The following is a 24,968-nucleotide window of genomic DNA, read 5'->3' as shown; positions in this document are numbered from 1 at the left end:
CCGCCCTTTTCCTGTCGCGCCGCAGGTGGGGCCAATCCGCGGCCGCAGCCTGATGGGGCGCAACAGGGCGCGAATCAATTCGCCTGTCGCGGACGGAATCGGGGCTCGGTTTTGCCTGTCGAAACGGGCTTTCGCAGTTTCCCTGGGCGGAAATATTTTCCGGCTACCAGAAAAATGCTTTGAATTTCAGGGGATGCGCGATGTGACGTTCCGTTACCCTGCTGGACATTCCTTGCGCCGCCGCGCAGTCTTTGCTCCGGAGCGCAGGGCTGGCTTGCAGTCGGCTGTACGGGAGGAGAGCCAATATGAACATGTCATTCACCATCCGCGAGGAGAACGCGAAACTGCTGGGGCAGGTCCGTGATCTGATCCGCGACGAGGTCATGCCGCTGGAGGAGGAATACGCGCAGGAGATCGCCAAGGGCAGCCGCTGGGAATACACCGAACGCCAGACCGAGATCCTCGAAGGTCTCAAGGCCAAGGCCCGGGAAAAGGGGCTGTGGAACTTCTGGCTGACCGACAGTGACAAGGGCTTTGGCCTGACCACCGTCGAATACGCCTATTTCGCCGAAGAGATGGGCAAGACCCCGTTGGGCGCCGAGGTGTTCAACTGTTCCGCCCCCGACACCGGCAACATGGAGGTGCTGGAACGCTACGGCACCGAGGCGATGAAGGAGGAGTGGCTCAAGCCGCTGCTGGACGGCGTGATCCGCTCGGCCTACCTGATGACCGAACCGGACGTGGCCAGCTCGGACGCGACCAACGTGTCGATGTCCTGCGTGCGCGACGGCGACCATTACGTGCTGAACGGCGAGAAATGGTGGTCCTCCGGCGCCGGCGATCCGCGCTGCAAGGTCTATATCACCATGGTCAAGACCGGCGGCGATGAGATGCCAAAGCACCAGCGCCATTCGATGATCGTGGTTCCCGCCGATGCCCCCGGCATCGAGGTCCTGCGCGCGATGGAGGTCTATGGCCACGACGACGCGCCGCACGGGCACATGCATATCCGCTTTACCAACGTGCGGGTGCCGGTCGAGAACCTGCTGGTGGGCGAGGGCAAGGGCTTCGAGATTTCCCAGGGCCGCCTCGGGCCGGGCCGCATCCACCACTGCATGCGCGCCATCGGCCAGGCCGAGATCGCGCTGGAACAGATGTGCAAGCGTGCGCTCGACCGCGAGGCCTTCGGCAAGAAGCTGGCGCAGCTTGGCGCCAACTACGACATCATTGCCGAGTGCCGGATGGAGATCGAGATGGCCCGGCTGCTCTGCCTCAAGGCGGCCTGGTACATGGATCAGGGCGATGCCCGCGCTGCCGCCCCCTGGATCAGCCAGATCAAGGTCGTGGCGCCGCGCACCGCGCTCAAGGTTATCGACGAGGCGGTGCAGATGTACGGTGGTGCCGGCGTGTCGCAGGATACCCCGCTGGCCACCGCCTGGACCCATGTGCGTACCCTGCGCCTGGCCGACGGCCCCGACGCGGTGCACCGCCGCCAGGTGGCCCGGACCGAGCTGAAGAAACACACCCAGGAAAAGGTCTGAGGGGCAGCGCCCCGGTCGGCGTGACAAACCGGTCCTGACATTTCGGGCGGCCCCGCGCGGGCCGCCCTTTTTCGTGCAAGTGGGGTGGAGGCTGGCCGGATCAGAGGCCCTCGAAGGCGCACAGGGCATGGACGTCCATGCCCAGCCCCTCCAGCACCTTGCGTCCGCCCAGGTCGGGTAGGTCGATGACAAAGGCGCAGCTGACGATTTCGCCGCCCAGCCGCTCGATCAGGTTGATGCCCGCCGCGCAGGTGCCGCCGGTGGCCAGCAGGTCATCGACCACCAGGATCTTTTCCCCCGGCGCGATGGCGTCGTCATGGATCTCGACGATGGCCTCGCCGTACTCCAGCTTGTACTCTTGGCTGATGGTGGTGCCGGGCAATTTGCCCTTCTTGCGGATCGGCACGAAACCGACGCTGAGCTGGTGCGCGATCGCCCCGCCCAGGATGAAGCCGCGCGCCTCGAGCCCGACGACCTTGTCGATGCGCTCGCCCGCGTAGGGGTGCAGCATCTGGTCGATCGCCATGCGGAACCCGCGCGGATCGGCGAACAGCGTGGTGACATCGCGGAACATGATCCCCTCGTGCGGGAAATCCACGATGGTGCGGATGTAATCCTTGACGGATGCGGGTTTGGACATCGGGTGGCTCCGGCTGTGGTCGACGCAGCGGGTGTGGCCGATGCGGCCGGCGCTTGCAAGGTTCGTTTGCCTTTCCCCGGGTTTTGATGTTACGTCGGTGGGATATCGACAAGCCCTATACAATGTATATGCGTGGGATATACGGATGTCCGGGGCCGGCAGGGCGGAACGCACGTGTCAACGAAACAAACCAAGCCGTCCGGCAAGAAGAACAGCCAGCTTGTCCTGCGCCTGGACAAGCACGACCGCGACGCCTTTGTCGAACTCTGCAAGGAGATGGACACCAGCGCCGCGCGCGAGATCCGCCGCTTCATCCGCGAGTTCATGAAAGAGAACGGCAAAGGTTAGCCCCGCGCCACCGGGGCGTCGCCCGGCCTCATACCGGACGCCGCAGCACTGCCGTGGCCACACCCATTCCCATCAGCGTCAGCCCGCCGGTGCGGGTCAGCCCGGTGATCACCCGCGGTCGTCCGATCCAGCTCCGCAACCGGTCGGCCAGCAGCGCATAGGCCAGCGCATTCAGTGCTGCCAGAGCCACGAAGGTGGCGATCAGGATGCCGAACTGCGGGACCAGCGGCTGCTCGGGGCGCAGGAACTGCGGCACGAAGGCGATGAAGAAGGCGATGGATTTCGGGTTCAGCGCGGTCACCGCGGCCGCATGGCCGAACACCCCGCGCGCGGTGATGTCGCTCTGCCGCACCATCGCCTGCATGCCCGAGGCGGGCGCGCTGCGCAGCAGCTTGTAGCCCATCCACAGCAGGTAGGCGGCCCCCACCTACTTCAGCACCGAAAACAGCATCGCCGAGGTCATCACCAGCGCCCCTAGCCCGGCCAGCGAGGCGGTCATTGCCGTCAGATCCCCCAGCGCCACGCCCGCCGCGCTGGCCAGCGCCACGCTGCGCCCCTTGCTCAGCGCATAACTCAGCACCAGCAGGATGGTGGGGCCGGGGATCAGCAACAACACGGTGGAGGCGGCGACAAAGGCCAGCCAGAGATCGAAAGACATCGCGACACGCCTTCGGGGGCTACAAGGGACGAGGCAAATTAGAGGGCCCCGAGACGGGCTGCAAGCGCGCGGTGGCCCTCAGCCGTTCAGTATCCGTCCCGCCACCGCATCGAGCTTGGCCACCAGGTCGGGATCGCGTTTCTCCGGTGCGGTCATGATGGCAAACTCCAGCGCCCGGTCGCAGCCGCAGGGGCAGGGCGCCCGCTCGGCCCCCAGCAGCGCTGGCAGCCGGCGCACCTTGTCGCGGCCCTTGTGGGCGTTGCCGGTCAGCGTGGCGATGATCTCGGTGATCTCCACCGCGCCGTGATCCGGGTGCCAGCTGTCGTAATCGGTGATCATCGCGACCGAGGCATAGCAAAGCTCGGCCTCGCGGGCGAGCTTGGCCTCGGGCATGTTGGTCATGCCGATCACGTCCGCGCCCCATTGCTCGCGGTACATCTTCGATTCCGCCAGCGACGAGAATTGCGGCCCCTCCATCGCCAGGTAGGTGCCACCGCGATGCACGGTGATCCCGGCGTCCCTTGCCGCCGTCTCGCAGGCATCGCCCAGCCGCGAACAGGTGGGATGTGCCATGCTCACATGCGCGACGCAGCCGGTGCCGAAAAAGCTCTTGTCGCGGGCAAAGGTGCGGTCGATGAACTGGTCGACGATGACGAAATCCCCCGGCGCCAGTTCCTCGCGGAACGACCCGCAGGCGCTGATGCTGATCACGTCCGTGACCCCCAGCCGCTTCAGCGAGTCGATATTGGCGCGATAGGGCACGTCTGTCGGGCTCAGGTAGTGCCCGCGCCCGTGACGCGGCAGGAACGCAAGCTCGACGCCGCCCAGCCGCCCGGTCAGGATCTCGTCCGAGGGCGTGCCCCAGGGGCTGTCCACCTTGACCCAGCGGGCGTCCTCCAGTCCCTCGATCTCGTAAACGCCCGATCCGCCGATCACGCCGATTTTGGTCTGTGCCATGCTGCCTGCCCCATCTGTCTGCTGGGGCGGAGCTTAGCCACGGCGCGCCGGGATGCAACCGGACGGGGCCGGGCGGCCGGGCGAGGGGCGCCTTTGTCGCGCGCATTGCACGCAATGGCATCAATCGGGGGCTGAAGGGGGCGCCGCCTCCCCCCGACCAGGTGCCCCACCCGGCGCGCAGACCCCAGGAAAACCCGGCGGCAGACGCAGGAAATCCGTGCATTTCGCGCCCGGTCCGCTATGACGGTCGCGCAGAGCGGGCTTTTGCCTTGCACATTGGCATCCGGGGCAGAACCCGGTAAACGCCGCATCGCAGCGAACACATCACCACAGGACCCATACATGAAACGCGCCATTCTGGCCTCCTTCGCCAATCGTCTCGCCATTCCCGACCTGCGCTGGATGCCCGACGAGGGGCTGACCATGGGCCGCTTGCGGATCGAGCTTCTGTCCGGCCTGACCGTGGCGCTGGCGCTGGTGCCCGAGGCGGTGGCCTTTGCCTTCGTCGCCGGGGTGCACCCGCTGGTCGGCCTCTATGCCGCCTTTCTCGTCGGCCTGATCACCGCGTTGATCGGCGGCCGACCCGGCATGATCTCGGGCGCCACCGGTGCGCTGGCGGTGGTCATGGTGGCGCTGGTGGCCCAGCACGGGGTCGAGTACCTCTTTGCCACCGTGGTGCTGATGGGGCTGATCCAGATCGTCGCCGGCGTGATGCAATGGGGCAAGTTCATCCGGCTGGTGCCGCACCCGGTGATGCTGGGCTTCGTCAACGGGCTGGCGATCGTGATCTTCCTGGCGCAGATGGGCCAGTTCAAGGTGCCCGGCAGCATGGAGAACACCGGCCACGGCATGTCCGGCGGCGAATGGCTGACCGGGATGCCGCTCTATACCATGCTGGGGTTGGTGGCGTTGACCATGGCGGTGGTCTGGGTGATGCCGCGCGTCACCCGCATCATCCCCGCGCCGCTGGCCGGCATCGTGGTGGTCGCCGCGCTGGTGATCGGCCTCGGGCTCGAGGTGCCGCGGGTCGGCGACCTGGCCTCGATCGAGGGCGGGCTTCCGGCCTTTCACATCCCCGCCGTGCCACTGACATGGGACACGCTGAAAATCATCTTGCCCTACTCGGTGATCCTTGCGGCGATCGGGCTGATCGAAAGCCTGCTGACCCTCAACCTCGTGGGCGAGATGACCGGCAAGCGCGGTGGCGCCAGCCAGGAATGCATCGCCCAGGGCATGGCCAATACCGTCACCGGCTTCTTCGGCGGCATGGGCGGCTGTGCCATGATCGGCCAGTCGATGATCAACGTGAAATCGGGTGGCCGCACCCGCGTCGCCGGCATCGCCGCCGCGCTGTTCCTTCTGATCTTCATCCTGTTCGCATCGCCGCTGATCGAACAGATCCCGCTGGCCGCGCTGGTCGGGGTGATGTTCATGGTGGTGATCGGCACCTTTGCCTGGAACTCGCTGACCATCCTGCGCAAGGTGCCGCTGACCGATGCCTTCGTGATCCTGCTGGTCACCGTGGTCACGGTGATGGAGGATCTGGCGGTCGCCGTGGTGGTCGGGGTGATCGTCTCGGCGCTGGCCTATGCCTGGAACAACGCGCGGCGTATCCATGCCAAGACCTACCTCACCCCCGAGGGCGCCAAGGTCTACCAGGTGCAGGGGCCGCTGTTCTTCGGCTCGGCCGAGGGCTTTGCCGAGATGTTCAACCCCAAGGCCGACCCCGCGGCGGTGATCGTCGATTTCGCCGACAGCCGCGTGGTCGATCAATCCGCCCTGCAGGCGATCGAGGCAGTGGCCGCGAAATACGAGGCCGAGGGCAAGCGGATGCAACTGCGCCACCTCAGCCGCGATTGTCACCGCCTGTTGACCAAGGCCGGTCACCTGATGGTCGACAGCGACGATGACCCCGATTACGCGCTGGCGGTAAACTACTCGGTCAAGACCGGCATTCTCGGCGGGCACTGAGGGCAATCCATGCCCGCCGGGGGCTTGCCTCCGGCCCGCAGCCGTTCCACAACGCCCGCGGTCACACCCGCGGGCGGAGCATCACCTTGGTCTTTCTCACCATCCTTCTGGGGCTGATGCCCTCGTTCCTGCTGGTGGGCCTCGGCGGCCTGCTGCGCAACCGGCTGTCGGCCAATGCCTGGCAGGGGCTTGACCGGCTGAACTTCGAGATCCTGTTTCCCGCGCTGCTCTTCGTGGCCGCCTCGGGTCGACCGATCGCGCCGGCGCAGGTCATCGCCATCGCGCCGCTGGTCTGGGCGATCCTGCTGTCGGGGCTTCTGGCCGGCGCGCTGGCCCGGCGTTTCGGGCCGCAACGCTTCCTTGATTTCGCCGGCTGCTGGCAGACCGCCTGGCGGTTCAACACCGCGCTGGGCTTCGTTGCCGTGCACACGCTCAGCCGCGCCGACGTGGGTCTGCTGGCGGTGACGGTGGGCATGGCGGTGCCGGTGGCCAATCTCTTCGCGGTCTCGGCGCTGTCGCGCGGCAATGCGCTGGGGTTGAAGGCGACGGCGGCCAAGGTGGCGCTCAACCCCTTCCTGCTGGCCAGCGTGGCGGGGGTCCTGGTCGGGCTGTCGGGCCGCAGCCTGCCGGCGCCGGTGCTGGAACCGCTGACGATGCTGTCACAGGCGGCGATCCCGGTGGCGCTGATTTCCATCGGCGCGACGATGAACTGGGGCGCGCTGGCGCGGCTCGACCGGTTCAGCGCGATGCTCACCGGTACCAAGCTGGTGCTGCTGCCGGCGCTGGTCTGCGCGGTGGCGCTGATCTCCGGCGCCTCGGGTCCGCTGGTGGCGGTGCTGATGCTCTTCGCGGCGCTGCCCACCGCCTCGGCGGCGCATGTGCTGGCGGCGGGCTTCGGCGCCAACCGAGAGCTGGTGGCGACGCTGATCGCCCAATCCACCCTGCTCAGCGCCGCCACGCTGCCGGTCTGGATCACCGTGGCCGAACTGCTGTTCTGAGGCGCAGGCCCGTCGCGCGCCAACCGCCAGGGATGTCATCCCGGACCTGATCCGGGATCACTCCGAACCTTTGAGACCCCGGCTCTGCGGCCGGGGTGACAGGATGCGCAAGGCACAAACGCTGTCATCCCGGGCTCGACCCGGGATCTCCCCGAACCAAGGCTGCCCTCCGTCTCAGTCGTCCGGGCGGGTCATCTCGAACACCTCGGTCACATGGCTGTAGTCGCGGTACCCCAGCCGTGCCAGCGGCTGGAACGCGCGCACGTCGAACCGGCCGTCGCGGATGCAGTCGTCGCGCATGTGCACGCCGACCACCTCGGCCAGCACCAGCACGTTGTTCTGCCCCTCCAGCGGCACGATCTGCGTCATCCGGCATTCCAGCGCGGCGGGCGCATCGGCGATGCGGGCGCAGGCGATTTCCGAGCACTCCGCCGCCGTCAGCCCGGCATGGGCAAACTCGTCCACCTCTTTCGCCAAGCCGGCCGATGTGGCGTTGAGCGCCTCGCGCTTGGCGTATTCGGCCACGTTCACGCAGAACACGCCGGTTTCGCGGATATTGGCGACGCTGTCCTTGGTGTTGTCCTGGTCGGGCTTCTGCCCGGTGCTGGCGAACATCACCTGCGGCGGGAAATAGGCCACGCCGTTGAAAAAGGAATAGGGCGCAAGGTTGTTCACCCCGTTGCCGTCCCTGGTCGAGATCCAGCCGATCGGGCGCGGCGTGATGATCGCGTTGAATGGGTTGTGCGGCAACCCGTGGCCGTCCTCGGGGCGGTAGAACATCGCAGACTCCAGTTGTTTGCCCAAGGGGTAACGTCGTGCTAGGGCGAATGCCACCTTGGAATGAGAGGCGCGCGAACAGGTGATCGCACTGCAACCCGAATGCCCTGCCGACTGGTGGGAGGTCGAGGCGCTCTACGACCTGTGTTTCGCGCCCGGGCGCGAGGCGCTGTCGTCGTACCGGCTGCGCGACGGCGTCGACCCGGTGGCGGGCCTGTCGATGGTCGCCCGCGACAGCGACGGCACCGTGGCGGGCGCGATCCGGTTCTGGCCCGTCCATGTGGGCGCGGCGCCGGCGTTGCTGCTGGGGCCGGTCGCCGTCCACCCCACCCACCAGGGCGAGGGGCTGGGCGCGATGCTGATCAACCAGGCGCTCGACGTGGCCCGCGCAGCAGGCTGGGCCCGGGTGATGCTGGTCGGCGATGCGCCGTATTACAGCCGCTTCGGCTTCAGCCGCCTCGACGGGGTCGAGATGCCACCGCCCACCAACCCCGACCGGATTCTCGGCCGCGACCTCGCGCCGGGGGCCTGGGCCGGGGTGCGCGGGCCGGTGACCCGCTGGACCGGGGACAGCGCGGCGCGGGATTGATTTCGGCCGCTTTCGTGCCGATCTTGTGTTGCAGGACGAGGGAGACCACAGCCCATGCCCAATGACGTGACCCAGGCGATCCCGGTCGATGCCGAGGCCGAGCTGGACCGGCTTGCCGCGCGCTACCGCGCTGCCGGTGGCCCGGGGCTGCGGCTGCTGACCGCGCTGGGCGGGCGCGCCGAGGGGCTGCTGGACCGGCTCCCGCCCGACTTGCGCGGCGGGCTGGGGGTGGCGACTGAACGGGCGCTGACGCTGGCCATGCGCACCGCCCAGGGCAGTCGCGGCGTGATCCCTGATCAACCGGGCTGGATCGACACCGCCGCCACCACCGCGCTGGGCGCGGCGGGCGGGCTCGGTGGGCTTCCGGGCGCGCTGGTCGAACTGCCGGCGACCACCACGGTGCTGTTGCGCTCGATCCAGGGGGGCGCGGCGCGGGCCGGTTTCGACCCCGGCGCCGAGAACGTGCAGTTCGATTGCATCCGCGTCTTTGCCGCCGCCGGTCCGCTGGCCCATGACGACGGCGCCGACCTGGGGTTCCTGTCTCTGCGCCTCACCCTGACCGGCGCCACGCTGCAGAAACTGATCGCCAGCGTCTCGCCCCGCCTGGCCACCGCGATGGGCCAGAAACTCGCCGCGCAAAGCGTGCCGCTGCTGGGGGCGGTGGCCGGGGCCGGCACCAATTACCTCTACACCCGTTATTACCAGGAAATGGCGCATGTGCATTTCGGCCTGCGCCGGCTGTCCATCGACGCCGACATTCCCCACCCCGAACTGGTCGCGGGGCTGGCCGCCCGGATGCGGGCGACCCTGCGCTGAGCGGGTCGGAACAGCGGTTCAGTCCAAACGCCCCGAGACGCGAAAAACCGGGTACGTTTTGGCCACAGTCCGCGCCGCGCGGTGTCCCGCCACTTGATCTTGCCGGTAGGGGAGATACTTAAACAAATACCCTACAATGGCGAGCCGAGCATGATTCAATACGCTTTGAAATGTGCCGAGGGGCACAGATTCGACAGCTGGTTCAAATCCGCCGAGGCCTTTGACAAGCTGGCCGCGGCGGGGATGGTGCAATGCGCCGTCTGCGGCAGCGACCAGGTTGAAAAGGCGATGATGACCCCGCGCGTGCGCCCGGGACGCAAGGCCGCGGAAACCGTGCCCGGACCTGCGGCCACGCCCGTGGCAGCGTCGGAGCGCCCCCTGAGCCAGCCCGCCAGCGCCGCCGAACAGGCCATCGCCGAGCTGCGCCGCAAGGTCGAGGAAACCTCCGATTACGTGGGGCCGAATTTTGCCTCCGAGGCCCGCGCCATGCACCAGGGCGAGGCGCCGGAGCGCCCGATCTACGGCGAGGCCAAACCCGAAGAGGCCCGCGCCCTGATCGAGGAGGGGGTGCCGGTCACCCCCTTGCCCTTCACCCCGAACCGAAAGACGAACTGACCCCATGCATGTGCTGATCACAGGCGCCGGGCGTGGCATTGGCCGCGCGCTGGCCGACCGCTACCGCGCCGAGGGCCACCGGGTCAGCGGCACCGCCCGCGACTCCAGCGGTGAGATCACCCTCGACGTGACCGACCCTTCGGGGCACCGGGCCATGGCGGCGCGGCTGGCCGGCCAGCCGGTCGACCTGCTGGTGTGCAACGCCGGGGTCTACCTGGACAAGGGGCAGAAGCTCGCAAACGGCTACCCGCCGGAGATGTGGGCGCAGAGCTTTGCGGTCAACGTCACCGGCGTGTTCCTCGCGATCCAGGCGCTGCTGCCCAACCTGCGGGCGGCGGAGGGGGCAAGGATCGCGATCATCTCGTCGCAGATGGCCTCGCAGAGCCTGGCGCCGGGGGGCAGCTATATCTACCGCGCCTCCAAGGCCGCCGTGCTGAACCTCGGGCGCAACCTCGCCGTCGATCTGCAAGGCGAGGGGATCGCCGTGGGCATCTACCACCCCGGTTGGGTGCAGACCGACATGGGCGGTGAGGCGGCCGAGATCACCGTGGACCAGGCCGCCGATGGGCTGGTCGACCGCTTTGCGGCGCTCGACCTGGACCGCACCGGCTGTTTCGAGACCTGGGACGGGCGCGCGCACCCGTTCTGACGGTATTGACAGGCCGATCCGCGGATAAGATGGCCGTCAGGCCGTCCCTTCCTGAAAGTCGCCAACGCGCCGGAGCAGGCCCCAGGCAAAGGCCAGAAGCAGGCTGAGAAAGATCATTTCTCCGCCCTCTTCCAGCATGCCCACGAGGCCGGCCGCCAATGAGCGATCAGGGAGGCTGCTGTGTATTGCGTCGATAACGACGGCGCAGACCACGACCCCGGAGAAGAACAGTATCGCGGGTAAAACCAATCGCCTGTCCCGGGAATCCGACATTCGCCAACCTGCGCCCAGGCTTGCGACCGCAGGTATGCCCAGAAAGGCCCAGGAAAAAAGCTCGCCGACCACCGCCTGGTTGGTTCCGAAGTACCGGTAAATCTCAAGATCGTTGATCAGCCACGAGGTGCCGCGCTCGTGCAGCCCAAGACTGTCGTCGAGCAGGCAAACAAGGAACAGACCGACCAGCCCGAGAAATATCGGCTTCCGGCTTTTCATGAAACACGCAGTCAGGGCGCCGATGATCATTGCCCATTTGATATAGCTGAGTATCTCACCGCCACCCCAGTCGCGGTCTACGTTGAAGAATTTCGGCCAAACCTCAACAATGCCTTGCATCGTCAGAACGCCGAAGGCCGCATGAACAATCAGGAACATGCCGTCAGCTGTGAGAAAACCTATGAGAAATCCACGATGAAACATGATGGATGATTCCCATTTTCTTTTGCGCAAGGCAAAAAACTTTCTACTCTCGTTCTGAAAATACCGCTTGGCGTGTCGCGTGGGGGAACTATTGCCTGAAAAATGCCAACATTGTCGCCGCGCGGCAAAGAATTCTGAAGCCGCGCGGCAAGCACTGTCGGCGCCTAAACGGCGGTGGCCTTGACCCGTCCCCCGGCCAGTCGGAGCATCAGCCAGCCCATCAGGGTGGTCATGCCGACGTGCCCGATGAACGAAGATTGGGTATAGGCGCCAAAGCCCATCATGAAGCTACGCCCCACCGCGGGCGCCAGAAGCCCCTGCGCGACGAACCACAACACGAACCCGGCGATTGCCCCGGACAAGACCAGCCGGGTTCCCGTCACCAGGTGCGTCAGCCGCACGAAGACCGCGAAGCCGATCGCGCCGATCAGGAAATGCACCGCGAACCCGGCCCAATAGGGCAGGCCGACCCCGAGGGTCAGTTTCGACAGGGCGACGATCAGGTTCGCGGGCGCAAGCGCCACCCCGAACAGCAGCGGCGAGATCAGCCAGGCGTAAAGCTCGAAGGCGATCTCTCCGGCAAGGCCGGCAATGATGGTGGTCTCCAGGGTGTGACGGGTCCACATACGGGTCAGGTCCTTTCTTGATGACATCGGTTCCGGGGCATCACCTACGGGTCTTGCGCCAAAACGAAAGGGGCGCGGCGCGACCGTGTTCGCGCGTGAACGCGCGTGATCGCCCGGCGGACAGCGACCCCGGTCGCTCCGGCCCTGATCGGCGGGAACCATGCGCCCCGGGTGCCATCGCCCTTGCGCCCCGCGCGGACTGCGCGTAAACCGCGCGCGACTTCGGGACCCAGGGGAAAAGCGCATGCCCGTCCTCGTGATGAAATTCGGTGGCACCTCGGTTGCCAACCTCGACCGTATCCGCCGCGCCGCCAAGCGCGTCGGCGTCGAGGTGGCCAAGGGCTATGACGTGATCGTCATCGTCTCGGCCATGTCCGGCAAGACCAACGAACTGGTCGGCTGGGTCGAGGAAACCTCGCCGCTGTTCGACGCGCGCGAATATGATGCCGTGGTCTCCTCGGGCGAGAACGTGACCGCCGGGCTGATGGCACTGACCTTGCAGGAAATGGACGTGCCGGCGCGCAGCTGGCAGGGCTGGCAGGTGCCGCTGAAGACCACCAGCGCCCATTCCGCCGCCCGGATCGTCGAGATCCCGACCGAGAACCTGACCCAGAAGTTCGGCGAGGGCATGCGCGTGGCCGTGGTGGCCGGGTTCCAGGGGATCAGCCCCGAGGGCCGGATCACCACGCTGGGGCGGGGCGGTTCGGACACCACCGCCGTGGCCTTTGCCGCCGCCTTCGGGGCCGAGCGCTGTGACATCTACACCGACGTGGACGGCGTCTATACCACCGACCCGCGGATCTGCGAAAAGGCGCGCAAGCTGGACCGGATCGCCTTCGAGGAAATGCTGGAACTGGCCAGCCTCGGGGCCAAGGTGCTGCAGACCCGCTCGGTCGAGCTGGCGATGCGCTATGGTGTGAAACTGCGGGTGCTGTCGAGTTTCGAAGAACAGTCCGACCAAGCGGGCACGCTGGTGTGTGCCGAGGAGGATATCATGGAATCCAACGTTGTGAACGGCGTCGCCTATTCCCGCGACGAGGCCAAGATGACGCTGCTGTCGGTCGCCGACCGCCCCGGCATCGCCGCCACCATCTTTTCCGCGCTGAGCGAGGCGGGGGTGAACGTGGACATGATCGTGCAGAACATCTCGGAAGAGGGACGCACGGACATGACCTTTTCCTGTCCCACCAACGAGGTGCCCCGCGCCGATGCGGCGCTGGACAAGATCAGGCAGGACGGGCAACTGAACTATGCCCAACTGGTCGCCGACACCGACGTGGCCAAGGTCTCGGTGGTGGGCATCGGCATGCGCAGCCAGTCGGGCGTGGCGGCCAAAATGTTCAAGGTTCTCTCCGACGAGGGCATCAATATTCGCGTCATCACAACCTCCGAGATAAAGATTTCCGTCCTGATCGACCGGAAATACATGGAACTTGCGGTTCAGGCGCTGCATGATGCCTTCGGACTGGACAAGGCGGCCTGAGTTCTTTTTTCTCGGGCGGCCTGACGCCGCAAAGTGAACGAGGCCAATGCCCGACGGCACGGAAAGTGAAAGTCGCAAGCTGCTCAAGCGGCTGCGCGAGGTCATGGCCGGCAGCGATGCCGGGCAGACCCGTCTGGACAAGATCACCCACCTGATCGCCGACAGCATGGGAACCGAGGTCTGCTCGGTCTACCTGTTCCGCGATGCCGAAACGCTGGAGCTTTGCGCCACCGAAGGGCTGGACGCCGGCGCGGTGCACCACACGCGGATGCGTCTGGGCGAGGGGCTGGTCGGGCGGGTGGCCCGCACCGGCAGCGTAGTCAACACCCCCGATGCGCCGGCCGAGCCGGGATTCCGCTACATGCCCGAGACCGGCGAGGAACGCTATTCCTCCTTCCTCGGGATTCCGATCCAGCGGCTGGGCGAATCGCTGGGCGTTCTGGTGGTGCAATCGCATGACGCACGGGTGTTCTCCGCCGACGAGGTCTATGCGCTGGAGGTGGTGGCGATGGTCATCGCCGAGATGACCGAACTGGGCGCCTTCGTGGGCGAGGGGGCGGCGCTGTCGCCGCTGCACCAGCAATCGGTGCTGATCCGCGGCATCAGCGGGCAGGAGGGCACCGCCGAGGGCCACGTCTGGCTGCACGAGCCGCGGGTGGTGGTGACCAACCCGATCGCCGAGGACCCCGAACGCGAACTGGAACGCCTGACCGAGGCGGTCGAGGAATTGCGCGTCGGCGTCAACAAGATGCTGGAACTGTCGCGCGGCGCCGACAAGGAACAGCTCGACGTGCTCGAAGCCTACCGGATGTTCGCCAATTCCAAGGGCTGGATGCGCCGGATGGAAGAGGACATCTCGCGCGGCCTGTCGGCCGAGGCGGCGGTGGAAAAGGAGCAGAGCCTGGCGCGCAACCGGATCGCCCAGGCGCAGGACAGCTACCTGCGCGAACGGCTCTCCGACCTCGACGACCTGTCGAACCGGCTGCTGCGCATCCTGACCGGTCAGGGCAACAACACCGGCGCCGACATGCCGCCCGACCCGATCCTGGTCGCCCGCAACATCGGCCCCGGCGACCTGCTGGAATACGGCCGCAGCCTGCGCGCTGTCGTGCTGGAAGAGGGCTCGGTCGGCTCGCATGCCGCCATCGTCGCCCGGGCGCTGGCGATCCCGCTGGTGGTGCGTGCCGCCCGGATCACGACCGAGGCGCTGAACGGCGATCAGATCATGGTCGACGGCGACCAGGCGCTGGTGCACCTGCGCCCCGATGACTCCGTGGTCGCCGCCTTCCGTGACAAGATCGCGATGCGCGCCGAGGCGCAACAGCGCTATGCCTCGATCCGGGAGAAACCGGCCACGACCCTCGACGGCCAGACGGTCGAGATGCACATGAATGCGGGCCTGATGGCCGATCTGCCCTCGCTCGACGGCTCCGGCGCCGAGGGGGTCGGCCTGTTCCGGACCGAGCTGCAATTCCTGGTCCGCAACAAGATGCCGAAACGGTCGGAACTGGTGGCGCTCTATGCCCGGGTTCTCGACGCGGCCCAGGGCAAGCGCGTGGTGTTCCGCACCCTCGACATCGGCTCGGACAAGGTGCTGCCCTACATGAAGCCCAACGACGAGCCGAACCCGGCGCTGGGCTGGCGCGCGATCCGGGTCGGCCTGGACAAGCCGGGCGTGATGCGGATGCAGTTGCAGGCGCTGATCCGGGCGACCAACGGGCGTCCGCTGACCCTGATGTTTCCCTTCGTCGCCCAGTTCGAGGAATACCGAGCCGCCCGCGCCGAGGTCGACAAGACCATCGCGCGCGAACGGAGGCTGGGCCACGCGTTGCCCGAGTCGATCCAGATCGGTGCCATGCTGGAGACACCCTCGCTCGCCTTCGCGCCGCAAAAGTTCTTTGACGAGGTGGGGTTCATCTCGATCGGCGGCAACGACCTGAAGCAGTTCTTCTTCGCCGCCGACCGCGAGAACGAGCGTGTGCGCCGTCGCTATGACACGCTGAACGTGAGCTTTCTCAGCCTGATCGAGCGGATCGTCGAACGCTGCGAACGGTCCAACACCCCGCTGAGTTTCTGTGGCGAGGATGCCGGCCGGCCGATCGAGGCGTTGTGCCTGGCCGCCATCGGCATCCGGTCGCTGTCGATGCGCCCGGCCTCAATCGGCCCGGTGAAAAGCCTGTTGCGCCGCAGCAACCTGACCGAGGTGCGCAAGGTCATCTGCGACGCCCGTCACCGTGGCGATCAATCGGTTCGCTCGGCGGTGATGGAGTACCTGCGCAACCTCAGTTGAGGCGCGCCCGGGGGGCCGGCCAGATCCGCAGCCCCGGCGCGTTGACCATCCGACCATCGCTCAAGGGGGCCCGCCAGGGATCATCCGGCAGATCACCGCACGGGCCGCGCCGACAATCTGCGGGCTTTATCCACAGGCAAGGGGCGGATGAGGAAAGACCCCTGCAACGCACGTATTGACGATTGCCAATAACCTCTCCAGGAAATCCACAGGTCTGTGGCGCAGAATTGTCGAAACTCAATATCATCACCACGATCTCCACCATCCGCCTCGCCATGGTGGAGAACCCTGTGGAAAACCTTTGCCGACCTTCTCGCCCGATCCGCCAAGTCAACGTTTCTGGGGGGCGGGACGCACGGTTTGCGGTTGCAAAATCCCCAGCCGCTCCCGATTGTTGAGGCCCATGCGCGCGACCCGCGCGACGTCGGAGAGATCCCGCGCAGGGCGTCCACGCTCCCGCGCAACGAGGTCAGGACAGGAAAGTGATGCCAGTACACCCCACCCTACGCACAGTGACCGACCGGATCGAACGCCGCAGCAGGGACAGCCGCGCCGCCTATCTCGACCGGATGCAGGCCGCCCGCGATCAGGGTGTGGCGCGGGCGCACCTGTCCTGTTCGGGTCAGGCGCACGCCTATGCCGGCGCCGGGGCGGACCAGCAGGCCCTGGCGACAGGCAACGCCGGCAACCTCGGTATCATCACCGCCTATAACGACATGCTCTCGGCGCATCGCCCGTTCGAGCATTTCCCCGATCTGATCCGCGATGCCGCGCGCGAGGCGGGCGGCACCGCGCAGGTGGCCGGCGGGGTGCCGGCGATGTGCGACGGCGTCACCCAGGGTGCGCCGGGCATGGAACTCAGCCTGTTCTCCCGCGACGTGATCGCCATGGCCGCCGCCGTCGCGCTCAGCCACGGCGTGTTCGACGCCGCCGTGTTCCTCGGCGTCTGCGACAAGATCGTGCCCGGGCTGGTGATCGCGGCGCAAAGCTTTGGCCACCTGCCGGCGGTGTTCCTGCCCGCCGGCCCGATGACCAGCGGCCTGCCCAACGACGAAAAAGCAAAGGTCCGCCAGCAGTTCGCCGCCGGCGAGGTCGGCCGCGAGGCGCTGATGGCCGCCGAGATGGCCGCCTATCACGGGCCGGGCACCTGCACCTTCTACGGCACCGCCAACACCAACCAGATGCTGATGGAGTTTATGGGGCTGCACCTGCCGGGGGCGAGCTTCGTCAACCCCGACACGCCGCTGCGCGATGCGCTGACCCGGGCCGGGGCCCGGCGGGCGCTGGAACTGAGCGCGCTGGGCGATGAATATACCCCGGTCTGCCGCATCCTCGACGCGCGCGCCTTCGTCAATGGTATCGTCGGGCTGAACGCCACCGGCGGCTCGACCAACCACCTGATCCACCTGGTGGCGATGGCGCGGGCGGGTGGCATCCTCCTCGATTGGCAGGATTTCTCGGATCTTTCCGAGGTCACGCCACTGGTCGCGCGGGTCTATCCCAACGGTCTGGCCGACGTGAACCATTTCCACGCCGCCGGCGGGCTGGGCTATGTCATCGGCACCCTGCTCGAGGCCGGGCTGCTGCACCCCGACACCGAGACGGTCGCCGGGCCGGGCCTGGCCCGCTACACGCAGGAACCGCGCCTGAGCGACGGCGCGCTGCACTGGCAGGCCGGTGCGGGCGACAGCCTGAACGACAAGATCCTGCGCCCGGCCTCGGACCCGTTCCAGCCCAGCGGCGGGCTCAAGCGGCTGGCCGGCAGCCTGGGCACCGGGGTGATGAAGGTCTCGGCGGTGGCGCCCGAGCATCACGTGGTCGAGGCCCCGGCGCGGGTCTTCGACGATCAGGAGGCGGTCAAAGCGGCGTTCAAGGCCGGCACCCTGACCGGCGACCTGGTGGTCGTGGTCCGGTTCCAGGGGCCGCGCGCCAACGGCATGCCCGAATTGCACAGCCTGACGCCGATCCTCTCCATCCTGCAGGGCCGGGGGCAAAAGGTCGCGCTGGTGACCGACGGGCGCATGTCCGGCGCCTCGGGCAAGGTGCCGGCGGCGATCCATGTCTGCCCCGAGGCGCTGGACGGCGGCCCGATCGCCCGGCTGCGCGACGGCGATGTGGTGCGGGTCGACGCGGTGGCGGGACGGCTCGACATCCTGACCGAGGGCGTGGAGGCGCGCGCGCCGGCCAACCCCGACCTCTCGTCCAACCGGGCCGGGATCGGGCGTGAACTCTTCGCCGGGTTCCGCGACGCGGTGTCCCCCGCCACGCAGGGCGCGATGGTCTTCGGCGGCGCGGATTGATCCCCCCGGCCCAAGCCCGGCCCCGCAACGCCGCCACCCGCCCCGCAACACTGTCATTCCCCGCCAAACGCTGACCGCCCACCCTCAACGCTGTCATCCGCCGCGAAACCCTGTCATCCCCGCGAAAGCGGGAACCTCCCCACGCCAGCGCACCGGCCAAAGATCCCCGCCTGCGCGGGGAGGACAGGAAAGCCCCCACCGGGCAGCGCCCGACCGCGGGTGGGCGTACCGCGCGCCGGGCGTGCGACGGCCCGTGGGATGGCGCCGCAACAGGTGAGAGACGCGCTTTATGGTCGCCAAATACCTCCTCCTCGTGACCGAAGTACGAGATACCCAAAGCGCCAGCCCAAAGGGGCGGTCGGGCGCTGTCCGGCGGCGCTGCGCGCCTTGTGTCCTGGCCGGCCGGGATGATTGTGGAGATATCCGTCATGGACGGCGAAGGTCGGTAGGTAGCCCGGAGGGGACATGAACATCCCGCAGGTCGGGAGGGAAGCAGAAGTTTGCCGCAGGTGCAAAAACACCCCCCGCCAACTGCGGAGGCAGACGTTCTTTTGCCAATTGTGTCGCGGCTCTCTCAATCCGACACGCAGCGCAAGCATCCTACGCAAACTAGCGGACCCAGATGATCCGCGTCGGAGAGTTGGCATTCAGACGGTTCGGGCGAAAAGCAATTATACTTTTTCAATGTCATCCAAAGATGCCAACGTGAAGCGAGGCCGTCCTTGGCCGACTTGTACCACATTGAATTTGACCGTGACAGGCCGAAACAACCAATCTCTGCTTAATTCCAAAGTGTCACCGATGTCTTCGCCAAGGCGACCTTTCAGCACAGAATCATCGTCAAATACTTTGAACTCAAAGTTACGCCCTACAGGCAGAAAACCCTGAAATTCGCCACGGTAGGTTTCGGTTCGTTCTTCAATATTTTCCTTCCGAAGGCGAGATTCTGACAGCTTCAATTCTTCTAAATCGCTGTATCGGAAATAGTCGTTTCTAAATTCAAGCCCACACCATGCACTTTGCTTCGACAAAACTGATAGGAAGTCAGCGACTTTACTAACTGCGCGTGGGTGAATTTCCTCCACAATATCAGAGATATCATCATCTGATCCAACGGCAGAAACGCGAAGCAGTTTTTTAAGTATGATCACAGCATCCGAAGAACCTATTGGTTCATCGAACAGATTTGGGGTATCTTCCGGAACTTCCATCTCGAATCCGAATGAGCCTAAAGCTGTGCCAGTAATCATCAAAGGGAATTGCGCCTTGTCTGGAATTGGACCTGAGTAACGCAATCTCGACTTGATGCCCGCAAGAATAGCGGAAAAAGCGTCGTGAAAAGTTGTAGCTGCTTTTCCGGCGAAATCGGCAGAAATGGCGCGACTCCCGATGACCGGTTCACCTCGAAATGTAAGTGAAAGCTTTTCGGCTTCTGTCCGAGCGTCGGGCAAAAGCATGAGATTGCTGTTCAGCTCCTCTAGTCTTTGTTCAATGCTATATCGGTCAATGACATTCTCTTCTGGAATTTCATCGAGAATAGATTGAACTTGCTTAATTTCAGCTTTGAGATTCTCGGCGCGCGTGCTCATGATCCAAACCCTGACGCTGTCATCCGCACAAGCGCTGTTTGGGCCGTTGAATCCTTGGCCGGGTCTAATGGAAGGTGCGCAAACCCTTTCCAGAGACCGTCACGCCGATGCGACCAAAGGCTATACCAATAGCAGACGTTTGGGATTGTAACCTGTTTCAAATCAAAGACATGTGCATCGACCTTGTATTTTGCCTTGGTAGCTTTTTTGTCCATAAGCGGTGCCAGTGCAGGTAGCAACGAAGCCTGAGAGTATCCAGATGGTATCACGATATAGGTTACCACATCGATATCGTTTGGGGGCCGACTTTCGTTGGTTTCGATGTCCTCCAAAAAGCTTCCATTAACCCATTGAAAACCATCGACAATGCCAATTTTGTAGAGGTCTGCACGGTAGTCGATGAGACCTTCGAGTATTGCTGCCCTCTCGGGAGAAGTTGCAAACCTGTTAACAAGGTCATGTAGTGAAACCGTGTAGGGTGATCGGTCAGGGCCTGCTGGGTTAGTTCCCGGTCGCACAGGGGGCAAAATTCCAGCCATTGTCCAATTGGGTAAGCTCAATTTTCTGTCCTATCTTTATGCCCACACGGTAAAGGTGCTGATTTGACAGTCGTACAACCTCAGAGACTTAACCACATTAGGATTCCGTTGTGCAAGGGTGACGCTGTGCAGCTCCTCGTTTCTCTGGCGCGCTTGGCGATTAAAGGCAGCTATGGCAGGCCGCGTTGCAGCATCGTTGGATAATGCCAGAGGTCGGCTCAGGCTGCTTGCTGTAGTTTGCAAAGCCCGCTTCCTACGCATCTCGAACCTCGGTGTCGTCTGCATCCACTCCCGTTCCATCCCCATACCTCCCGCGCGCAAAACCTGCCCGCGACCTCTTACCGCCCGGCAAACGCCCCGTGCGTTGCCTCTCTCTCCCCCCTCCCGTAACCCTCTTTGTACGAAACGCCGCCCCAATCCCCCAAACCGGCGATTCCGGCGCTCGGGCGGGGGGGTCGGATTGTACGAAATGCCTCGTGAATTCCCCGTTTCGTGGCGTCACTTGGCGTCACGTCACCCGCCCGGGCCGGGGGATTCGGCGGGCCCCGACCTTGCACCCCGACGGGATTCCCAGCATCCTTGACCCGCATGGGGCGAGGGACCGAAAGGGGAGGATGCAGGAATGTCATTTGCAGGAATGGACGATCGGATCGCGATCGAGAACGAGATGCCGTGGGAGGCGCGGGATCTTCCCAAGACGCTCTATCACCTGCTGGCCCGCACCGCGAAAAAGTTTCCGAATAACAAGGCGATAAGCTATCAGTTGCTGTCCGGTCCCACCGACCCGGCCGAGACCCTGACCTGGGCGCAGCTGCTGGCACGCACCAGCCAGGCCGCCAACCTGTTCCGGTCGCTCGGGGTGGGCGAGAAGGACGTGGTCGCCTGCGTGCTGCCCAACTGCACCGAGACCTTCGTCACCATCCTGGGCGGCGCCATCGCCGGAATTGTCAATCCGATCAACCCCTTGCTGGAACCCGAACAGATCGCCTCGATCCTGCGCGAGACCAACGCCAAGGTGGTCGTGACGCTCAAGCCCTTCCCGAAAACCGACGTCGCGCAGAAGGTCGCCGAGGCGGTCCGCCACGCCCCGCATGTGGACACCGTGCTCGAGATCGACCTGAACCGCTACCTGACCCCGCCGAAGTCCTGGATCGTGCCGTTCCTGCGCCCCAAGATCGAGGGCAAGTCCTTGATCGCGCACGCAGATTACAAGGATTTCAACAAGGAGATGGCGCGCCAGCCCGACACGCTGAGCTTCGAGGACGGCGGTCAGGACCGGGTCGCCTTCTACTTCCACACCGGCGGTACCACCGGCATGCCCAAGGTCGCCCAGCACAAGTATTCCGGCGCCATCTACAACGGCTGGCTCGGGCATCGTCTGCTGTTCTCCGAAAACGACAACATCATGTGCCCGCTGCCGCTGTTCCACGTCTTTGCCTGCCACGTCATCGGCATGGCCGCCGTCGCCTCGGGCGCGCATGTGGTGTTCCCGACCCCGGCCGGCTATCGCGGCGACGGGGTGTTCGACAACTTCTGGAAGCTGATCGAACGCTGGAAGATCAGCTTCATCATCACCGTGCCCACCGCCGTCTCGGCGCTGATGCAGCGCAAGGTCGATGCCGATATCTCCACGGTGAAAACGGCCTTCTCGGGCTCCGCCCCGATGCCGCTGGAGCTGTTCAAACGGTTCGAGAGCGCCTCGGGCGTGACCATCGTCGAGGGCTACGGGCTGACCGAGGCGACCTGCCTTGTCTCCTGCAACCCGCCGGCGGGCGAGAAGAAGGTCGGCTCGATCGGCATTCCCTTCCCCTACTCGGACGTGCGGATCATGCGCGGCACCCCCGACGGCCCGCAGGAGTGTGGCACCGACGAGATCGGCGAGATCTGCGTGTCCAATCCCGGGGTCTATGCCGGCAACACCTATACCGAGGCCGCGAAGAACGCCGATCTGTTCTACGAGGGTCGCTACCTGCGCACCGGCGACCTTGGCCGGATCGACCCGGATGGTTACCTGTGGATCACCGGGCGCGCCAAGGATCTGATCATTCGCGGTGGCCACAACATCGACCCCGGCGAGATCGAGGAGGCGCTGCTGGCGCATGAGGCGGTTGCCTTTGCCGGGGCCATCGGCCAGCCCGACGCCTATTCCGGTGAGATGCCCTGCGCCTATGTCGAACTGGTCGAGGGCGCGACGGTCAGCCAGGAGGAGTTGATGGAACACTGCAAGGTCCACGTGCATGAACGCGCGGCGCGGCCCAAGTTCATCGGCATCCTTGACGAGCTGCCCAAGACCGCGGTCGGCAAGGTGTTCAAGCCCGATCTGCGCAAGAGCGCGATCACCCGCGTCTACAATGCCGCGCTGGAAGAGGCGGGTGTGCAGGCGCGCGTGGTCTCGGTCATCGACGACAAGACGCGCGGTCTGGTTGCCGAGCTGCGCCGCAACGGGGCCGACGAGGCCGACGTGGCGCATGTGTTGGGCAACTTCACCCGCCCGTGGGAGTGGGAGCAGTGAGCGCAAGGCGCGACTTTGCCAAGCTGATCGACACGGAGGTCCGGGCCTTTATCCGCAAGACCGCCGAGAGCTATCCCGAGGACGCGGTTGAGGGCAGCATCGCGGACCAGCGCCGCGCCTATGACGCGATGTGCCGGGCCTTTCATCAAGGGCGGCCCGAGGGGGTCACAGCCGAGGACCGGAGCGCCGACGGCGTGCCGGTCCGGGTCTATTCCGCCGGTTTTCCCAACCACACGGTGATGTTTTTCCATGGCGGTGGTTTCGTCGTCGGCGGGCTCGACAGCCATGATGATTTCTGCGCCCAGATCTGCGCCATGACCGGATACCGCGTGGTGGCGGTGGATTACCGGCTGTCGCCCGAGCATACCCACCCCGCCGCTTTCGACGATTGCTGGACCGCAACGCAATGGGCAGCACAGCACTACGGCAGCGGCCTCGTGCTGGTCGGTGACAGCGCCGGTGGCAACCTCGCGGCGAGCGTGGCGCATCATGCGCGCGGCCGGCTGGAGGGGATCCTGGGCCAGGTCCTGATCTATCCTGGGCTGGGCGGCGACGGCAGCGCGCCCTCTTACGCGGAAAACGCCGAGGCCCCGATGCTGACACTGGAGGAGGTCCGCTTCTATGAGACCATCCGCCTGGCCGAAGGGCAGCCCGCGCCAGAGGGCGACCCGACCTATGCCCCGTTGCAGGACAGCGATTTCTCGGGCCTGCCGCCCACGGTGATCGTGACCGCCGATTGCGACCCGCTGCGCGACGACGGAGCGGAGTATGCAGCCCGGCTGCGTGCGGCCGGGGGCAAGGTGCAGTGGATCAACGAGGAGGGGCTTGTGCATGGCTTTCTCCGGGCGCGGTCAATGGCCACGCGGGCGCGCGCCAGTTTCGAGCGCATCGAGATCGCGATCGAGGCGCTGGGGCAGGGGATCTGGCCCTACCACTAGGGGGCGCTGCGTCCGAAACCCGAAGGCCTTTCGCGGGTTCCGGCGCATACCTCATGCCGGCGGTAAGCCTTGCCTGCCAGGCCGCTTTCACCACATGACAAATCGGGGTGTCCCCAGCTTTATTCTCAATCGAGGAATGGCTGCGCCTTCATCGTTTCGGGGATCGGCGCGCCGAGACGTTTCAGGATCGTCGGCGCCAGTTGCAACTGGTCCAGCACGGTGCCCTCGTCCGGGCCCTGCGCCGGCCCGAAGTAATAGAGCGCGGCCTCTTGCTGAAGCGCGCCGCGTCCGCCGTGGTGGCCGCGCTCGTCCTGCCCGTGGTCGGCGGTGACGATCACCTCGTAGCCCGCCGCGCGCCATTTCAGGATGAAGGGCGCGAGCATCTCGTCCATCACCGCGCAGGCATGGTCCATTTCCTGGCAGTCGTGAAAGAACCGGTGCCCCATGCTGTCCAGCGTGCAGGTATGCAACATCCCGTAGTTCAGCCCGGACCGCTGGCAGAGGTTGGTCAGAGTGGCGAAGAGGTCGACGTCCGAGGGGGTCATCTGGTTGATCAGCCCGTATCCGGTCATGGTGTGGAACCGGCCGTGGTTGATCGTGGTGCTGTCCGGTTCGTCATACTCGATGTCGCGCACCAGGTCGAAGGGGGCGCGGTTGAAGAACTCCGACCAGAAGGAATGGGCCACCGCGCCGGTCACCCCGCCGCCCGCGCGCACCTGGCTGAACACGTCCGGATGGGACAGCCGGAACACGTTGCCATTGCCGGTACAGCCATGTTCGGCCGGGGCGACGCCGGTGTGGATCGAGGCATAACAACTGGCCGAGATCGAGGGCAGAACCGCGCGGATCTTCCAAACCCGGGCATCGCCGCTGTCGACCCAGCCCTCGAGATTGCCGAACAGCCGCCGCCAGTTGCGCCACGGCACCCCGTCGAGAATGATGAGAAGGAGTTTCCTGTCCATGGCGTGCCCCCGGCCAATGCGTGATCTGGCGCAGCCTAAGCGCAGGGGGCTGGCCACCGCAATGGGGGGCGTGGCGGAACCGGGGGCCGCCATGCGCCCCCGGCGCGGGTCGGACGGCTCAGCCCCGCTTGGGCGCGTTTTTCCGCAAGGCATCCTTGATCTGCGCATCGCTCAGCGCGCTGTCGGCCTGTTTCAGGCAAGAGGCGATCTTGTCCATGTCAGGGCGCGCCGGACGGTCGGACTTGCTGCTCGGTTTTTCCATCTTGGGGAAACAGGACTGGACCTGCCCCTTCGAGAGGCCGAGATCGGAGGCAATGGCGGCAAAGGGCGGTTCCGGCGGGCGACCCTGGGCATCGCTTTGACCGAGGAAAACCGTCGACAGCGACAGCCCGCCCAAAAGGAAGAGGCGGGCGAAGGGTTTGATAGGCATGATCATGTTCCTGTGTTGAATAACACAGGCTTTCACGCGGGCGC

General features: G+C 65.6%; 22 protein-coding genes and 1 pseudogene. 13 read left to right on the top strand and 10 right to left on the bottom strand.

All coding sequences use genetic code 11. The features are described from left to right. Positions 1 to 305 precede the first annotated feature (305 nt). Positions 306 to 1,541, top strand: a complete 1,236-nt coding sequence (locus ABWV23_RS18155) for an acyl-CoA dehydrogenase family protein (RefSeq protein WP_353350287.1) — start codon at positions 306 to 308, stop codon at positions 1,539 to 1,541. A gap of 100 nt (positions 1,542 to 1,641) precedes the next feature. Here ABWV23_RS18155 and ABWV23_RS18150 read toward each other — a convergent pair whose 3' ends face one another. After that, a complete protein-coding gene (locus tag ABWV23_RS18150; protein ID WP_353350285.1) occupies positions 1,642 to 2,181 on the bottom strand; it encodes an adenine phosphoribosyltransferase in 540 nt (179 codons plus the stop codon). A gap of 174 nt (positions 2,182 to 2,355) precedes the next feature. Here ABWV23_RS18150 and ABWV23_RS18145 point away from each other — a divergent pair, with 174 nt between their 5' ends. Beyond that, the gene (locus tag ABWV23_RS18145; RefSeq protein ID WP_353350283.1) at positions 2,356 to 2,529 is read left to right on the top strand and encodes a hypothetical protein; all 174 of its coding nucleotides are present in this window, start codon (positions 2,356 to 2,358) and stop codon (positions 2,527 to 2,529) included. Between the two features lie 28 nt (positions 2,530 to 2,557). Here ABWV23_RS18145 and ABWV23_RS18140 read toward each other — a convergent pair. Further along, positions 2,558 to 3,187: pseudogene (locus ABWV23_RS18140) on the bottom strand (LysE family translocator). Positions 3,188 to 3,265: 78 nt separating this feature from the next. Beyond that, positions 3,266 to 4,144 carry an S-methyl-5'-thioadenosine phosphorylase gene (locus ABWV23_RS18135; protein WP_353350281.1) on the bottom strand — a complete coding sequence of 293 codons (879 nt, stop codon included), beginning with the start codon at positions 4,142 to 4,144 and terminating at the stop codon, positions 3,266 to 3,268. Between the two features lie 342 nt (positions 4,145 to 4,486). On the opposite strand from ABWV23_RS18135, the gene ABWV23_RS18130 reads away from it, so the two are divergent. Then, positions 4,487 to 6,115: a SulP family inorganic anion transporter gene (locus tag ABWV23_RS18130; RefSeq protein ID WP_353350279.1), complete on the top strand. Its 1,629-nt coding sequence runs from the start codon at positions 4,487 to 4,489 to the stop codon at positions 6,113 to 6,115. Between the two features lie 86 nt (positions 6,116 to 6,201). Beyond that, on the top strand, positions 6,202 to 7,113 hold the full coding sequence (locus ABWV23_RS18125) for an AEC family transporter (RefSeq protein WP_353350277.1): 912 nt from the start codon (positions 6,202 to 6,204) through the stop codon (positions 7,111 to 7,113). A gap of 174 nt (positions 7,114 to 7,287) precedes the next feature. Here the strand turns inward: ABWV23_RS18125 and ABWV23_RS18120 are convergent, their stop codons facing one another. After that, entirely contained in the window at positions 7,288 to 7,893 is a 606-nt protein-coding gene (locus tag ABWV23_RS18120) for a flavin reductase family protein (RefSeq protein WP_353350275.1), read from the bottom strand. Positions 7,894 to 7,972: 79 nt separating this feature from the next. Here ABWV23_RS18120 and ABWV23_RS18115 point away from each other — a divergent pair, with 79 nt between their 5' ends. From ABWV23_RS18115 to ABWV23_RS18100, 4 genes are all read left to right on the top strand, one after another. Then, a complete protein-coding gene (locus tag ABWV23_RS18115; protein WP_353350273.1) occupies positions 7,973 to 8,479 on the top strand; it encodes a GNAT family N-acetyltransferase in 507 nt (168 codons plus the stop codon). A gap of 54 nt (positions 8,480 to 8,533) precedes the next feature. Next, positions 8,534 to 9,295, top strand: coding sequence for an EcsC family protein (locus tag ABWV23_RS18110; RefSeq protein WP_353350271.1), 762 nt, complete (start codon positions 8,534 to 8,536; stop codon positions 9,293 to 9,295). A 150-nt stretch (positions 9,296 to 9,445) separates the two neighbouring features. Beyond that, on the top strand, positions 9,446 to 9,910 hold the full coding sequence (locus ABWV23_RS18105) for a DUF1178 family protein (RefSeq protein WP_353350269.1): 465 nt from the start codon (positions 9,446 to 9,448) through the stop codon (positions 9,908 to 9,910). Between the two features lie 4 nt (positions 9,911 to 9,914). Then, a complete protein-coding gene (locus tag ABWV23_RS18100; protein WP_353350265.1) occupies positions 9,915 to 10,559 on the top strand; it encodes an SDR family NAD(P)-dependent oxidoreductase in 645 nt (214 codons plus the stop codon). 36 nt (positions 10,560 to 10,595) lie between these two features. On the opposite strand, the gene ABWV23_RS18095 is transcribed toward ABWV23_RS18100, so the two are convergent. Both ABWV23_RS18095 and ABWV23_RS18090 read right to left on the bottom strand, forming a co-directional pair. After that, the gene (locus ABWV23_RS18095) at positions 10,596 to 11,210 is read right to left on the bottom strand and encodes a DUF8692 domain-containing protein (RefSeq protein ID WP_353350263.1); all 615 of its coding nucleotides are present in this window, start codon (positions 11,208 to 11,210) and stop codon (positions 10,596 to 10,598) included. Positions 11,211 to 11,419: 209 nt separating this feature from the next. Beyond that, on the bottom strand, positions 11,420 to 11,881 hold the full coding sequence (locus ABWV23_RS18090) for a hypothetical protein (RefSeq protein WP_353350261.1): 462 nt from the start codon (positions 11,879 to 11,881) through the stop codon (positions 11,420 to 11,422). 244 nt (positions 11,882 to 12,125) lie between these two features. Between ABWV23_RS18090 and ABWV23_RS18085 the strand changes: the two genes are divergently transcribed. From ABWV23_RS18085 to edd, 3 genes are all read left to right on the top strand, one after another. Beyond that, on the top strand, positions 12,126 to 13,364 hold the full coding sequence (locus ABWV23_RS18085) for an aspartate kinase (protein WP_353350259.1): 1,239 nt from the start codon (positions 12,126 to 12,128) through the stop codon (positions 13,362 to 13,364). 46 nt (positions 13,365 to 13,410) lie between these two features. Next, positions 13,411 to 15,654: a phosphoenolpyruvate--protein phosphotransferase gene (ptsP, locus tag ABWV23_RS18080; RefSeq protein ID WP_353350257.1), complete on the top strand. Its 2,244-nt coding sequence runs from the start codon at positions 13,411 to 13,413 to the stop codon at positions 15,652 to 15,654. A gap of 485 nt (positions 15,655 to 16,139) precedes the next feature. Further along, entirely contained in the window at positions 16,140 to 17,954 is a 1,815-nt protein-coding gene (gene edd / locus ABWV23_RS18075) for a phosphogluconate dehydratase (RefSeq protein WP_353350255.1), read from the top strand. A gap of 671 nt (positions 17,955 to 18,625) precedes the next feature. Here the strand turns inward: edd and ABWV23_RS18070 are convergent. Both ABWV23_RS18070 and ABWV23_RS18065 read right to left on the bottom strand, forming a co-directional pair. Continuing rightward, entirely contained in the window at positions 18,626 to 19,543 is a 918-nt protein-coding gene (locus tag ABWV23_RS18070; protein WP_353350253.1) for a hypothetical protein, read from the bottom strand. After that, on the bottom strand, positions 19,540 to 20,082 hold the full coding sequence (locus ABWV23_RS18065) for a DUF6932 family protein (RefSeq protein ID WP_353350251.1): 543 nt from the start codon (positions 20,080 to 20,082) through the stop codon (positions 19,540 to 19,542). Before ABWV23_RS18065 ends, ABWV23_RS18070 begins: the two co-directional genes overlap by 4 nt. Positions 20,083 to 20,704: 622 nt before the next feature. Between ABWV23_RS18065 and ABWV23_RS18060 the strand changes: the two genes are divergently transcribed. Continuing rightward, entirely contained in the window at positions 20,705 to 22,594 is a 1,890-nt protein-coding gene (locus ABWV23_RS18060) for an acyl-CoA synthetase (RefSeq protein ID WP_353350249.1), read from the top strand. Further along, positions 22,591 to 23,532 carry an alpha/beta hydrolase gene (locus ABWV23_RS18055; RefSeq protein ID WP_353350247.1) on the top strand — a complete coding sequence of 314 codons (942 nt, stop codon included), beginning with the start codon at positions 22,591 to 22,593 and terminating at the stop codon, positions 23,530 to 23,532. Before ABWV23_RS18060 ends, ABWV23_RS18055 begins: the two co-directional genes overlap by 4 nt. A gap of 125 nt (positions 23,533 to 23,657) precedes the next feature. On the opposite strand, the gene ABWV23_RS18050 is transcribed toward ABWV23_RS18055, so the two are convergent. After that, a complete protein-coding gene (locus ABWV23_RS18050) occupies positions 23,658 to 24,494 on the bottom strand; it encodes an alkaline phosphatase family protein (protein WP_353350245.1) in 837 nt (278 codons plus the stop codon). 118 nt (positions 24,495 to 24,612) lie between these two features. Next, on the bottom strand, positions 24,613 to 24,924 hold the full coding sequence (locus ABWV23_RS18045) for a hypothetical protein (RefSeq protein WP_353350243.1): 312 nt from the start codon (positions 24,922 to 24,924) through the stop codon (positions 24,613 to 24,615). Between the last annotated feature and the right edge of the window lie 44 nt (positions 24,925 to 24,968).

This window comes from Aquicoccus sp. SU-CL01552, assembly GCF_040365005.1.
Taxonomy (GTDB): Bacteria; Pseudomonadota; Alphaproteobacteria; order Rhodobacterales; family Rhodobacteraceae; genus Antarcticimicrobium.
The sequence above is the reverse complement of the archived record's forward strand: the minus strand, read 5'-3'. Positions and strand labels throughout refer to the sequence as shown.